Source organism: Actinoplanes sp. NPDC051405, assembly GCF_055586185.1.
The window spans coordinates 254,338-267,406 of sequence record NZ_JBVJIR010000002.1; the positions used below are offsets into that span (position 1 = coordinate 254,338).

Annotated in this window: 13 protein-coding genes; 9 read left to right on the forward strand and 4 right to left on the reverse strand. The window is 73.0% G+C overall.

Features of this window, described 5'->3' with window-relative positions; all coding sequences use genetic code 11:
- Nucleotides 1-54 precede the first annotated feature (54 nt).
- From ACZ6S4_RS05590 to ACZ6S4_RS05610, 5 genes are all read left to right on the forward strand, one after another.
- Entirely contained in the window at nt 55-1,095 is a 1,041-nt protein-coding gene (locus tag ACZ6S4_RS05590) for a lysylphosphatidylglycerol synthase transmembrane domain-containing protein (RefSeq protein WP_465473744.1), read from the forward strand.
- Nucleotides 1,096-1,168: 73 nt separating this feature from the next.
- Complete coding sequence (locus tag ACZ6S4_RS05595; RefSeq protein WP_465473745.1) at nt 1,169-1,858, forward strand: RibD family protein; 690 nt, start codon at nt 1,169-1,171, stop codon at nt 1,856-1,858.
- Between the two features lie 49 nt (nt 1,859-1,907).
- Nucleotides 1,908-2,570 (forward strand): GTP cyclohydrolase II, encoded by a 663-nt coding sequence (locus ACZ6S4_RS05600; protein ID WP_465473746.1) that lies wholly within the window; start codon nt 1,908-1,910, stop codon nt 2,568-2,570.
- An 83-nt stretch (nt 2,571-2,653) separates the two neighbouring features.
- The gene (recQ, locus tag ACZ6S4_RS05605; RefSeq protein WP_465473747.1) at nt 2,654-4,492 is read left to right on the forward strand and encodes a DNA helicase RecQ; all 1,839 of its coding nucleotides are present in this window, start codon (nt 2,654-2,656) and stop codon (nt 4,490-4,492) included.
- A 75-nt stretch (nt 4,493-4,567) separates the two neighbouring features.
- Nucleotides 4,568-5,425, forward strand: a complete 858-nt coding sequence (locus ACZ6S4_RS05610; RefSeq protein ID WP_465473748.1) for an NAD-dependent epimerase/dehydratase family protein — start codon at nt 4,568-4,570, stop codon at nt 5,423-5,425.
- 189 nt (nt 5,426-5,614) lie between these two features.
- Here ACZ6S4_RS05610 and ACZ6S4_RS05615 read toward each other — a convergent pair whose 3' ends face one another.
- Nucleotides 5,615-6,478: a hypothetical protein gene (locus ACZ6S4_RS05615; RefSeq protein WP_465473749.1), complete on the reverse strand. Its 864-nt coding sequence runs from the start codon at nt 6,476-6,478 to the stop codon at nt 5,615-5,617.
- A 66-nt stretch (nt 6,479-6,544) separates the two neighbouring features.
- Here ACZ6S4_RS05615 and ACZ6S4_RS05620 point away from each other — a divergent pair, with 66 nt between their 5' ends.
- The 3 genes from ACZ6S4_RS05620 (at nt 6,545) to ACZ6S4_RS05630 (ending at nt 9,161) form a co-directional block, all read left to right on the forward strand.
- The gene (locus ACZ6S4_RS05620) at nt 6,545-6,907 is read left to right on the forward strand and encodes a YybH family protein (RefSeq protein ID WP_465473750.1); all 363 of its coding nucleotides are present in this window, start codon (nt 6,545-6,547) and stop codon (nt 6,905-6,907) included.
- 61 nt (nt 6,908-6,968) lie between these two features.
- Nucleotides 6,969-8,198, forward strand: coding sequence for an EAL and HDOD domain-containing protein (locus tag ACZ6S4_RS05625; protein ID WP_465473751.1), 1,230 nt, complete (start codon nt 6,969-6,971; stop codon nt 8,196-8,198).
- A 78-nt stretch (nt 8,199-8,276) separates the two neighbouring features.
- Entirely contained in the window at nt 8,277-9,161 is an 885-nt protein-coding gene (locus ACZ6S4_RS05630; protein ID WP_465473752.1) for a glutathione S-transferase C-terminal domain-containing protein, read from the forward strand.
- On the opposite strand, the gene ACZ6S4_RS05635 is transcribed toward ACZ6S4_RS05630, so the two are convergent.
- Both ACZ6S4_RS05635 and ACZ6S4_RS05640 read right to left on the reverse strand, forming a co-directional pair.
- The gene (locus ACZ6S4_RS05635; protein WP_465473753.1) at nt 9,158-10,315 is read right to left on the reverse strand and encodes an RNA polymerase sigma factor; all 1,158 of its coding nucleotides are present in this window, start codon (nt 10,313-10,315) and stop codon (nt 9,158-9,160) included. The two genes, ACZ6S4_RS05630 and ACZ6S4_RS05635, sit on opposite strands and share 4 nt — an antisense overlap.
- A 56-nt stretch (nt 10,316-10,371) precedes the next feature.
- Complete coding sequence (locus ACZ6S4_RS05640) at nt 10,372-10,728, reverse strand: YciI family protein (RefSeq protein WP_465473754.1); 357 nt, start codon at nt 10,726-10,728, stop codon at nt 10,372-10,374.
- A 123-nt stretch (nt 10,729-10,851) separates the two neighbouring features.
- Here ACZ6S4_RS05640 and ACZ6S4_RS05645 point away from each other — a divergent pair, with 123 nt between their 5' ends.
- Complete coding sequence (locus ACZ6S4_RS05645; protein WP_465473755.1) at nt 10,852-11,991, forward strand: hypothetical protein; 1,140 nt, start codon at nt 10,852-10,854, stop codon at nt 11,989-11,991.
- Here ACZ6S4_RS05645 and ACZ6S4_RS05650 read toward each other — a convergent pair.
- The gene (locus ACZ6S4_RS05650; RefSeq protein WP_465473756.1) at nt 11,988-12,989 is read right to left on the reverse strand and encodes a 3-oxoacyl-ACP synthase III family protein; all 1,002 of its coding nucleotides are present in this window, start codon (nt 12,987-12,989) and stop codon (nt 11,988-11,990) included. The genes ACZ6S4_RS05645 and ACZ6S4_RS05650 overlap by 4 nt on opposite strands.
- Nucleotides 12,990-13,069: the final 80 nt, after the last annotated feature.

The following is a 13,069-nucleotide window of genomic DNA, read 5'->3' on the forward strand; positions in this document are numbered from 1 at the left end:
GCCGCCGCCGGGACGTACTAGTCCCAGTAAGGGTGAACCTGAGGGGGCAGTCGCATGAACCGATCGATCTGGGCGTGGGTACGGGTACTCGGCGGGGTGGGGATCCTCGCCGTGCTGCTCTGGCGCCTGGGCACCGGCGCCTTCCTCGACGGCCTGCGGGTGATCGACGGCCCGGCGCTGGCCCTGGCGTTCACCATCGGCGTCACGACCACGGTGTTCTCCGCCTGGCGCTGGTGCCTCGTGGCCCGCGGCCTGGGCATGAAGCTGTCGCTGCGCGGCGCTGTCGCCGACTACTACAAGGCGCTGTTCATCAACGCGGCGCTGCCCGGCGGTGTGCTCGGTGACGTGGACCGGGCGGTGCAGCACGGCCGGGAAGAGGGCGACGTGGGCCGCGGCGTACGGGCCGTGGTGCTCGAACGGACCGCCGGTCAGGTGGTGCTCGTCTCGGTCGGCGTGACGGTGCTGCTGACCGTACCGTCGCCGGTCCTGTCCCACCTGCAGGCCAACGCCCGGGGGCTCGCCGTCGCGGCCGCGACCACCGTCGGCCTCGCGGCCCTGCTGGTCTTCTTCGTCGGGCGGCTGCGCAGCGGCGCCTCCCGCTGGGCCCGCGCCGCGCGGACCGGGGTCACCGAGGTCCGCGCCGGCCTGCTGTCCCGGCGCAACTGGCCGGGCATCGTGCTCGCCTCGACGATCGTGCTGGCCGGTCACCTGGCGACCTTCGTCGTCGCGGCCCGGGCGGCCGGCTCCGACGCCTCGCTGCTGCGGCTGGCCCCGCTGATGCTGCTCGCGCTGCTGTCGATGGCGCTACCGGTGAACATCGGCGGCTGGGGGCCGCGCGAGGGCGTGACCGCGTGGGCGTTCGGCGCGGCCGGCCTGAGCGCCACCCAGGGCCTGACCATCGCCGTGGTGTACGGCCTGTTCGCCTTCGTGGCCGCGCTGCCCGGCCTGGTGGTCATCGTCAGCCGGGCCCTGGCCGGTGCCCGGGCGAAGGCGCGGATCCGGGCCGCCGCCGTGGTCACGGCGGCCGAGCCGGTGGTCGTGCCGCCGCAGAAGCTCATGCTGCCGGTGCGGGAGCTGGTCAGCACCGGTGCTTGAGGAGGCCTCCGCCGGCCGTTCGACTTATGGTGGACGCCGGAGTGACGATGGTCGCTCCCGAGGAGGAGCGTCAGTGCTCGACCGACCGTACGTGTTGCTCAGCTGTGGGATGTCGATCGACGGCTACGTCGACAGCCCGAGCGACGAGCGGCTGCTGCTCTCCAACGACGCCGATTTCGACCGGGTCGATGAGGTACGGGCGGGTTGTGACGCGATCCTGGTCGGCGCCACCACGGTCCGGGTCGACAACCCGCGGCTGCTGATCCGCGACGAGAACCGCCGCCGCGCCCGGCTCGCCCGCGGGCTGCCGCCGGACCCGATAAAGGTCACCGTGACCAACGGCTGCGACCTGGACCCGGGCGCCCGCTTCTTCACCCTGGGCGACGCCGACAAGCTGGTCTACTGCGCCACCCCGGCCCTGCCGGGCGCCGAGGAACGCATCGGCAAGGTGGCGACGGTGATCGACGGCGGCGACCCGGTCGACCTGACCCGGGTGGTCGGCGACCTGTCCGCCCGCGGCGTCGGCCGGCTGATGGTCGAGGGCGGCGGCACGATCCACACCGGCTTCCTCACCGCCGGCCTCGCCGACGAGCTGCAGCTGGTGGTAGCGCCGTTCTTCGTCGGGGACTCCCGGGCGCCGCGCTTCGTCGGCGACGGCAGCTTCCCGTGGGGCCCGGACCGCCGGGCCGACCTGACCGAGGTCCGGCAGATCGGCGACGTGGTGCTGCTGCGCTACGCCCTTTCCGAGCGCTACCGGGACTGAGCAAGCCGTGATCTGGGAACCTGAACCGTCCGATCGAAATGGGGGGCCGATGTCCGAGACGGCCGGCTGGGGAACGCTCGACGTCGGGACGATCCCGCCAGCCACGGTACGGACGCGTGTCACGGTCCCGCTGCGCTTCGCGGACGGGTATGCCACCACCGCTCGGGTCCTGACCTTCGACGGCCTGGTCGACGGCCGCGAGCACCTGGCGCTGGGCCTGGGCGACTGGGAACGCGCCGTGCAGGCGACACCGCTGGTCCGCCCGCACAGCGAATGCCTGACCGGTGACGTGTTCGGCAGCCAGCGCTGCGACTGCGGCCCGCAGCTGCGCGAGGCCGTCGAACGCATCGCCGAGCCGGGCGGCCTGCTGCTCTACCTGCGCCAGGAGGGCCGCGGCATCGGCCTGTACGCGAAACTGGACGCGTACGCGCTGCAGGACGCCGGGCTGGACACGTACGAGGCGAATGTGGCGCTGGGCCGGGGCGAGGACGAGCGTGACTACACCGCGGCGGCGCAGATGCTGCTGGCCCTGGGCGCCGGGCGCATCCGGCTGCTGAGCAACAACCCGGACAAGGCGGCCCAGTTGGAGGCCCGTGGGGTCGAGGTCACCGAGCGCATCCCGACCGGGGTGCACCTGTCGGCGGCGAACCTGCGCTACCTGGCCACCAAGGCCACCCACACCGCCCATACCTTGGACCTGCCGGGTCTGTAGAAGCCGGTTCGCCCCGCCGCCGCGGCCCGCACGTTGTCCACAGGGTCCGGGCCCGCCCCGGAAGAAGTCACTACTATCGCGGGGTGACTTCCGCCCCCGAGATCCCCCGGTCCGCCGTCGACGTGCTCAACCGGGTCTTCGGCTACGCCGCCTTCCGCGGTGAGCAGCGCGAGATCATCGAGCACGTCATCGCCGGCGGCGACGCCCTCGTGCTGATGCCCACCGGCGGCGGCAAGTCGCTGTGCTACCAGATTCCCGCGCTGGTGCGCGACGGCGTCGCCGTGGTGATCTCCCCGCTCATCGCCCTCATGCAGGATCAGGTCGACGCCCTGCGCACGCTGGGCGTGCGGGCCGGCTTCGTCAACTCGACGCAGGATCTCACCGAGCGGCGGCGGGTGGAGCAGGCCTTCGTCGCCGGCGAGCTCGACCTGCTCTACGTGGCGCCGGAGGGCCTCGGCGTCCCGGCCACCCAGCGGCTGCTGGACCGCGGCCGGATCTCGCTGTTCGCCATCGACGAGGCGCACTGCGTGTCGCAGTGGGGCCACGACTTCCGCCCCGACTATCTCAACCTGTCGATGCTGCACGAGCGCTGGCCCGACGTGCCGCGCATCGCGCTGACCGCCACCGCCACCGCGGCCACCCACGGTGAGATCGCCGAGCGGCTCGACCTGACCGGCGCCCGGCACTTCACCGCCAGCTTCGACCGCCCCAACATCCAGTACCGCATCGTCGCCAAGAACGAGCCCCGCCGCCAGCTGCTCGACCTGCTGCGCACCGAGCACCCCGGCGACGCCGGCATCGTCTACTGCCTGTCCCGGGCCTCGGTGGAGAAGACGGCCGAGTTCCTGGTGCAGAACGGCATCCCCGCGCTGCCCTATCACGCCGGTCTCGACTCACGCGTCCGCGCGGCCAACCAGTCCCGCTTCCTGCGCGAGGACGGCCTGGTCATGGTGGCCACCATCGCGTTCGGCATGGGCATCGACAAGCCCGACGTGCGCTTCGTCGCCCACCTCGACCTGCCCAAGTCCGTCGAGGGCTACTACCAGGAGACCGGCCGGGCCGGGCGCGACGGCCTGCCGTCCACCGCCTGGCTGGCCTACGGGCTGCAGGACGTGGTGCAGCAGCGCAAGATGATCGAGACGTCCGAGGGCGACTTCGCCCACCGGCGCAACCTCGCCGCGCACCTGGACGCCATGCTCGCACTCTGCGAGACCGTGCAGTGCCGGCGCGGCCAGCTGCTCGCCTACTTCGGCCAGACCGGCGCGGATTCCTGCGGCAACTGCGACACCTGCCTCAATCCCCCGGAGTCCTGGGACGGCACGGTGCCGGCCCAGAAGCTGCTCTCCACGGTGCTGCGCCTGCAGCGCGAGCGCGGCCAGAAGTTCGGCGCCGGCCAGTCCATCGACATCCTGCTCGGCAAGACCACGGAGAAGGTCACCCAGTTCCGCCACCACGAGCTGAGCGTGTTCGGCATCGGCGCCGAGCTGCGCGAGGCGGAATGGCGCGGCGTGGTCCGTCAGTTGCTCGCCCAGGGCCTGCTGGCTGTCGAGGGCGACTACGGCACGCTGGTGCTGACCGACGAGAGCGGCAGCGTGCTGCGCAAGGAACGCCAGGTCATGCTGCGCCGCGAGCCGGAACGCGCCGCCCGGGCGCCGCGGGCCCGCACGGGCAGGACGGCGGCACCGGCGGCCGACCTGCCGCCCGAGGCCGCGCCGGTGTTCGAGCGGCTGCGGGCCTGGCGGGCCGCGGCGGCCAAGGAGGCCGGAGTCCCGGCGTACGTGGTGTTCCACGACGCCACGCTGCGGCAGATCGCCACCCAGCGCCCGGGCAGCCTGGCCGAACTGTCCACGGTGAACGGTGTGGGCCAGAGCAAGCTGGACAAGTTCGGCGAGCAGGTGCTGGCGGCGCTGCAGGAGTCCTGAGGCGGTTTTGTTCCCGGTCCGGGCGCGGTGATCGTCACGTACCGTGCTCGCCCGGCCGGGTCTAGCGTCGATCTCATGACGATCGTAGTAACAGGTGGAACGGGTTATCTCGGGTCGGCGCTGATCGCGGAGCTGGCCGGCGCCGGGCACAGCGTCACCGCGCTGGTGCGCAACGAGGCGGGCGCCGCCAAGGCCACCGCGCTGGGTGCGCGGGCCGCCGTCGGTGACCTCTTCGACACCGGATGGCTCACGGAGCAGTTCGCCGCGGCGGATGCGGTCGCGCATCTCGCCGCCACCGGCGACGCCGCCACGCAGGACCTCGACCGCGGCGTCGTGGCGGCGGCGACCGCGGCCCTCGGCGGGACGACCAAGCCGTACGTGCACACCAGCGGCATCTGGATCTGGGGCGACAACGCCGACATCACCGAGCAGGCCCCGCTGAAGCCGCCGGCGCTGACCGCGTGGCGCCTCCCGGTCGAGCAGTCCGTCCTCGAGTCCGGCCTGACCGCGACGATCCTCGCCCCGGCGATCGTGTACGGCCACGGCAGCGGCATCCCCGCCGGCGTCCTGAGCCGCGACGACCAGGGCCGCGTCCGCCTGATCGGCGACGGCAGCCAGCACTGGACAACTGTGCACGTCGACGACATCGCCACCCTCTACCGCACGGTCCTCGAACGCGGCGAAGGCCTCGGCTACCTGGTCGGCGCGTCGGGTGAGAGCCCGACCGTGCGGGAGCTGGGCGAGGCGCTGGCCGGGGACGCCGGTGTGGCACCCGAGAGTGCCGAGGCGTCGCGGGAGCGGCTGGGGGCGTTGTTCGCCGATGCGCTGCTGCTCGACCAGCAGGCGAGTGGAGGCAAGGCGCGGGAGCTGGGGTGGACGCCGAAGGGGCCGTCGCTGCTCGACGACCTGCGCACCGGCAGCTACGCCTCCTGAGCCGTCGCGGACGGGCGCCGGCGTGGCGCTCGTCCGGGTAGGCCCGCGAGGGCCTACCCGGCTTGGTCCTGGCCGGCCGTCCGACCGCGGCCCGGACGCCGGCCGAGCCGGTCGCGTTCAGCCGCCGAGCAGGAGCCGGCCGGGCCGACCGGCCACGAAAGCCGGGCCGACGGACGAAGCGGCCCAGAGTCAGGCCGGACGAGCGACGGTGGCCCGGTCACCCGCGGTGCGGGCCGCACCGGCTGCGATCAGGGCCGGGCCGACCAGCAAGGCGGCCAGCGCCAGCGCCGTACCGACCTCGAAGTCGACGGCCACACTCGCCGTGGCCGTGGCGGACACATCCGTCCGGAGGCCGGGCTCCAGGAACGCCGAGCTGGTCTCGACACCGCGCAGCCACTCCGTGAGGTACCAGGCCCCGGACATGCTCCACGCCGCGTGGGCGGCCGCCAGCTGGACGAGCAGCGCACCCGCCGGCGCCAGGAACCACCGGTCCGCGCGGGACACGGCGAGCACCAGCAGCAGCCCGCCGAGGACGGTCGCCAGCATCCCCGGCGCGAGGTGCCGGAACAGCGCGCCCTGGTCGACAGCCGGGGCAAGGTCGCGCTCCTCCGCGGCGTCCATCGCCACGACGGCGACCGGCACCAGCGCGACCACGCACGCGACAGCGGTCAGCCAGACCGGCCGCCGGAACTGCGGCAACGCCACCATCCCCACGGTCAGGGCGGCCACCGCTATCGCCAGCAGCACCGCCGCGGCGTACTCGCCCTCGGCCACCTGCTCGTAGCGCGTCGTGATCTCGGAGAAGCCGGCCGGAATCGGGTCGGTGTGCAGCTGGGTCACGACCGACGCGGCGGCCAGGACCACGGCGGCCGCGGTCAGGGTCCAGCGGGGCACCGGCTGTGCGACGTACAGGATGGAATACAGGGCGACCATCAGCAGCGCCAGCACGCCGGACGCGTCCGGCAGCCAGCCGGTGAAGCCGGTGAGGGCACTCAGCACCGCCACGGCGGCCGTGGCGGCGAAGACCAGCGAAGGGATCCGGCGAAGTGGCACGGGCCGAGATCCTCCCACACCGAAATCGGTGCCGCTGTCCCCTCGCCCGGTGCCATGATGCGCGCCATGGACTTCCCCGCTGCTGTGAATCATCACCTGGCCGCCATCGCCCGCCGGGACCTCGACGGCTATCTCGCGACCGTGCATCCGGACGTCAATCTGATCATGCCGAACGGCACCCTGCTCAGCGGCCACGAGGAGCTCGCCGCCTTCCACCGGGACTGGTTCGGTGACCCGGACTGGAGCTGGGAGCTGGACCTGCGGCGCACGGTGGTCGCCGGCGACACCGGCATCGCGATCTTCGCGGCCGACTACCACGACCTGGACGGCAAGGGCCAGCCGTACGAGCTGAGCTACCTGCTCACGCTGGTGTTCGCGCGCGACGGCGAGCGGTGGCTGCTGGTGCACGACCAGAACACGCTGCGATGACCGTGGCGGAAACCTCAAGCCGCCGCACTGCCGGCCGATCAGTCAGGCCGTGAAACCCACGGTGCCGCTCCCCCTGCCGGGCACACAGCTCGTGCACGTCGGCCGGCAGCCGATCTTCGACCGGACCGGCGACGTCGTCGCCTACGAGTTGCTGTTCCGCGGCAGCATGGACGCCGTCGAGGCCGGCCGCCGCGACACGTACGCGACCAGCCAGGTCATCGTCAACACCTTCACCGAGTTCGGCATCGACGAGGTCGTCGGCGACCGGACCTGCTTCATCAACCTGACCCGCGAGTTCCTCACCGGTGAGCTGGTGCTGCCCTTCGGCCCGGAACACGTGGTGCTGGAGGTGCTGGAGACCGTCACGGTGGACGACGAGGTCGTCGCCGGGGTCACCAACCTGGTCACCCAGGGCTACCGGATCGCCCTCGACGACTTCGTCTACGGCTCCGGGCACGAGCAGCTGCTGCCGCTGGCCTCGTACGTCAAGCTCGATCTGCTCCAGGGCGACCTCACCCACCTCGACGAGATCGTCGCGGCCTGCCGGGCGTACCCGGGCATCCAGATCGTCGCCGAGGGCCTCGAGACGACCGAGCACCTCGCGCTGAGCAACCGCTACGGCTTCGAGCTGCGCCAGGGGTACGTGCTGAGCCGCCCGCAGGTCCTCACCGCCACCTCACTGACCCCGTCGCGGCTGCGCCGGCTGGAACTGCTCGGCGCGCTCACCGCCGCCGACACCGACCTCGAGCGCATCCTGTCGATCATCGCGGGTGACCCGGCGCTGACCATCCGGGTGCTGCGGGCCAGCAACTCCGCCGCGGTCGGGGCCACCAGCAAGATCTCATCGGTACGCCAGGCCGTCGTCATGCTCGGCGTCGCGCACATCCGGCAGTGGGCCATGCTCATGGTGGTCGACGACGTGGCCGAGGCGACCGAGGTGCAGATGGCCGAGGCGCTGACCCGGGCCCGGCTCTGCGAGAACGTGGCCGGTGCCTTCGGGGCCGCCTCGGACGCCGCGTTCATGGCCGGCCTGATCACCTCCGTCGCGGCCATGCTCGGCCTGTCCCCCGCCGCCATGGCGCACCAGCTGCCATTGAGCGCCGACATCGCGTCCGCCCTGGAACGAGGAGCCGGACCACTGGGTCAGGTACTGCGGGTCGTCAACGCCTACGAGCGCGGGGACCTGGCCGAGGTGGCCGTGGCGTACGTCGGCGACGATCTCACCGGCACCGTGATGGACGCGATGCGCTGGTCGCGGATGGCCGTCCAGGCCACCCAGACCGCCGCGTAGGCGCCCGTCGAGCATTGCCCATTTCCTATCGCGCAGCTAGGCTTTAGACGCCGTCTCGCCCGCGTGAAGGAGAGGGTCATGCCGAAGTTGTCGCCTGCCACCCGCCTGGCCAGCCCGGTCGACATTGCCACCTTCGGCGAGTACCGGATACCCGACATCCCCGGGCCGCTGCTGCGCTTCACCGGCCGGATCACCACCGACGGCGAGTTCACCGCCCGCCCCTTCCGCTATCACGTGTACGGCGGCTGGTTCTGTCCGTGGTCCCACCGCGTCGCGATCACCCGCGCCCTGGCCGGCCTCGAGGACATCGTCACCATGTCCTTCGTCGACGGCGTCCGCGACGGCCGCGGCTGGGCGTTCCGTGAGCAGTACGGCCCCGACCCGGTCAACGGCTTCACCCTGCTGCGCGAGGTCTACGAGGCCACCGAGGAGGGTTTCGACGGCCACGTCAGCGTCCCCGCGCTCTGGGACCGGGCCGGGTCCCGGCTGGTCAGCAATGACAGCCATGGCATCGGCATCGACCTGGCGACCCGGTTCCGGCACCTGGCCGATCCACTGGTGGAGACGTACCCGCAGCGGCTGTGGGAGCGCATCGAGGAGCTGGACCGCTGGCTCGGCCCGGCGGTCAACCACGGCGTCGGCGCGGCCGGGCGCCCCGGACCGGCCCGCGAGGCCCTGCTGGAGGCGTTCGAGCAGCTCGACGGGCGGCTGGCCCGGTCGCGCTACCTGCTCGGGGACGACCTGACCGAGGCCGACATCCGGCTCTGGGTGACGCTGGTGCGCTACGACGTGGGCGCCAACGCCTTCCGCGCGATCAACCCGGGCCTGCACGTGTATCCGCACCTGTGGTCGTACGCCCGCGCGCTCTACCGCATCCCCGCCTTCCGCGACACCACCGACTTCGCGGCGTTCGCCCGTCCCGGCGCGGCCCTGCCCGACTGGGACGCGCCGGCCGACCGCTAACGGACCTCGCTGAGCCGGGCCGTGAGGAACGCGCGCTCGACGTCGTTGTCGGTCAGGGCCAGTGCCTCCTCGTACGCCCCGGCGGCCTCGGCCCGGCGGCCCAGCCGGCGCAGGAAGTCGGCCCGGGTCGCGCTCAGATAGCCGTACGTGGCCAGGGCGGGCTCCGCGAGCAGCGGCGTGAGCGCGTCCAGGCCGGCCTGCGGACCGTCGCGTTCCCCGAGCGCGACCGCCCGGTTCAGCTCGACCACCGGCGAGGGCCACAGCTCGCGCAACACGTCGTAGAGCCCGACGATCTCCGTGAAGTCCGTGTCCGCCCAGGTCGGCGCCTCGCTGTGGACGGCGGCGATGGCGGCCTGCACCGCGTACCGGGTCGGCGGTCCGGTCCGCAGCGCCTCGCCCAGCAGGACCGCCCCCTCGGCGATCTGGGCCCGGTCCCACCGGCTGCGGTCCTGGTCGGCCAGCAGGACCAGCCGCCCGTCGGCGGAGACCCGGGTGTCACGCCGGGCGTCGGTGAGCAGTTCCAGCGCCAGCAGACCGGCGACGTCGGCGTGCCCGGGCAGCAGCCGGTGCAGGGTCCGGGTCAGGTCCAGGGCGGCGTGCACGAGGTCGCGGCGCGCCAGCACGGCCCCGATCGGCGCGGTGTGGCCCGTGGTGAAGACCAGGTGCAGCACCGCCAGCACGGCGTCGAGCCGTTCCCCCAGCTCGTCCGGCCCCGGCACCCGGTACGGGATCCGCGCCGCGGCGATCTTCTTCTTGGCGCGGGTGATCCGGGCCGCCATGGTCGCGTGCTGCACCAGGAAGGCCCGCGCCACCTCGGCGGTGGACAGCCCGCACAGCAGCCGCAGGGTCAGCGCCACCTGGGCGTCGCTCGCCAGCGCCGGATGGCAGCAGGTGAAGATGAGCCGCAGGAGGTCGTCCTCGGCCGGGCCGGCCACCGGTTCCTCCATCACCAGCAGCGGCAGGGTCCGGCGCAGCACGGACGCGCGCCGCAACGCGTCCAGCGCCCGGTTGCGGGCGACGGTGGTGAGCCAGGCCCCGGGCCGCTCGGGGATCCCGTGGTCGGCCCAGCTGCTCAGGGCGTGGGTGTAGGCGTCCTGGGTGCATTCCTCGGCGAGGTCCAGGTCGCGGGTGACGCGCACCGTCGCGGCGAGCACCCGGGCCCACTCGCGACGGTGCGCGTCCGCGACGGCCTCGCGGACGCCCTCAGGGATCAGCTGTTCTCCCGGATCGGCCGGATCTCCACCCCGCTGTGGCTCGCGGCCACCTCCGGCAGCAGCCCGGCCAGGGCGATCGCCGCGTCGAGGTCGGCCGCCTCGAGCACGTAGAAGCCGCCGAGCACCTCCTTGCTCTCCAGGAACGGCCCGTCGGTGACCGTCGGCCGGTCCGCCGGTCCCTGCCGCAGGCTGGTCGCCGTGCCGGGCGGCATGAGCTCGTGCCCGCTGAGCACCGCGGCCCCGGCCGTGGCCGCGAACCGCTGGTGGCCGGCCTCGATCCGCGCCCGTTCCTGCGGCCCGGTGTTCGCCCATTCCTGCTCGTCGCCGTAGATCAGCACCAGGTACTTCGCCATGTCGGTCATCCGTTCGCGCGGGACCCCGTGCGGGCCCGATCACCACTGCGACGTTTCAGCCGGCCGCAAATCGACAACCCGGCCCGGCTGTTCCGCAGTCATGCTGCCACTTAGCATCGTGCGGTGCGCTTCCCGCTTGCCATCGCCCTGACCGTGACCTGCGCCTTCACCCTGGCGGGCTGCACCGGCGACACCCCGCCCGCACCGCCGGCTCCCGTGGCTTCCGCGCCGGCGCCGGCTTCCGCGGCGCCCTCGGCCGCCGCTGCCCCGGCACGCTCGTCCGCCTCGCCGACCCCGAAGCCGCCACGGCCGCTGCCGAGCCCGGGCAACCCCGATGGTGACGCCGCGGTGCCGGCCGCGGCCCGGGCGGAGGACACCCGCAAGCCCGACCGGGTCGTCGGCCGGGGCACGCCCGCGAGCTGCACGTCGGCCGCCGTGGTCGCGGCCGTCGCGGCCGGCGGGGTGATCACCTTCGACTGCGGGCCGGCGCCGGTGACGATCACCATGCACGCCACGGCCAAGGTCCGCAACGACCACGGCCCGGCCGTGGTGCTCGACGGCGGTGGCCGGGTGACCCTCAGCGGCGGCGGCAAGCGGCGCATCCTCTACCAGAACACCTGCGACGAGGCCCAGCGCTTCACCACCTCGCACTGCCAGGACCAGGCCACACCGCGGCTCACCGTGCAGAACCTGACCTTCACCGGCGGCGACGCCACCGGCGAGACCGCCGAGGGCGGCGGCGGGGGCGCGATCTTCGTCCGCGGCGGCCGGCTGAAGGTGGTCAATTCCCGCTTCACGGCCAACCGATGCGACGGTACGGGCCAGGACCTCGGCGGCGCCGCGATCCGTGTGCTCTCCCAGTCGCAACCGGTGTACGTCGTGCACAGCACCTTCACCGGCGGCCGCTGCTCCAACGGCGGCGCGCTGAGCAGCATCGGCGTCTCGTGGACCGTGCTGAACAGCGTCTTCACCGGCAACAAGGCGATCGGCCGGGGCGCCAACCCGGCCCGCGGCGGCACCCCGGGCGGCGGCTCGGGCGGGGCGATCTACACCGACGGCAACCGGTTCGCCGTCACTATCCGGGACACCGTGATCCGCGACAACCACGCCAACGAGGGTGGCGGTGCGATCTTCTTCGTCAGCAACGACCGCACCGGCACTCTCACGCTCACCGGTTCGGCCCTGCGCGGCAACCGCAGTGCGGGCTTCGAGACCAGCGGGCAGCCGGGGATCTTCTTCCTCGGCGCGAAACTGAGCCGTTAGTTGCCGTACCAGCGCAGCAGCGCCGCGCCCACCGACATGCCACCGCCGAAGCCGGCCACCAGGACCAGCTCGCCGTCGTGCAGCTCGCCCGCCCGGGCGGCCGCGTCGAGCGCGATGGCCGCGGACGCGCTCCCGGTGTTGCCGTAGCGGTCCAGGACCAGATGGGTACGGGCGTCGCCCAGCCCGGCCGCCTCGACGAGCTCGCCGATCATCATGCCGTTGGCCTGGTGCGGCACGAAGTGGTCCACCTCGCCGGGCGTGACCCCGGCCCGCTTGAGCAGGTCGGCCAGCACCGGCGGCACCCCGGCCAGCACGAAGTCGCGCACCCCGCGGCCGTTCATCCGGAAGTAGTGGCCACCGTCGGCCACGGTCTCGGCGGACGCGGGCAGCCGGCTGCCTCCGGCCTTGACGTGGATGAGCTCGTGGGCGTCGCCGCGGGTGATCAGCTCGACGTCGACCAGCCCGTACGGCGCCGGCACGGCACCGACCACGGCGGCACCGGCCCCGTCGCCGAACAGGATGGCGGTGCGCCGGTCGTCGAAGTCGAGGATCCGGGAGTAGATGTCGGCCGCGACCACGAGGACGACCGCCTCGGGCCGGGTGGCGACGAGGCTGTTGGCCAGGGCCAGGCCGAAGACGAAACCGGCGCAGACGACGTTGATGTCGAAGGCGGCCGCCCGGTGCGCGCCGATGGCGTGCTGCACGAGTGAGGCGGTGGGCGGCTGCGGCGAGTCACCGGTCGACGTGGACACGATCAGGTAGTCGATCCGGTCGGCGTCGATCCGGGCCCGGGTGAGCGCCGCGAGCGCCGCCTTGGTCGCCAGATCGGAGGTCGCCTCGTCGGGGGCGGCGAAGCGGCGCGCCTCGATCAGGGTGCGGCGGGAGATCCACTCCGGTGTGGTGTCGGTCACCCGCTCCATCAGAGCCTCATTGGTGACCTCGTGCTCGGGCAGGTAGGAACCCGTGCCCAGGATGCCGATACGCGCTACCGATTGCATGTCCCCGCTTATCGGCGCGGCGGTGACCCGGTTGAGGATCGGCCGGGCGGTTTTCTCCAGGCGGGGACGGGCCTACCGGA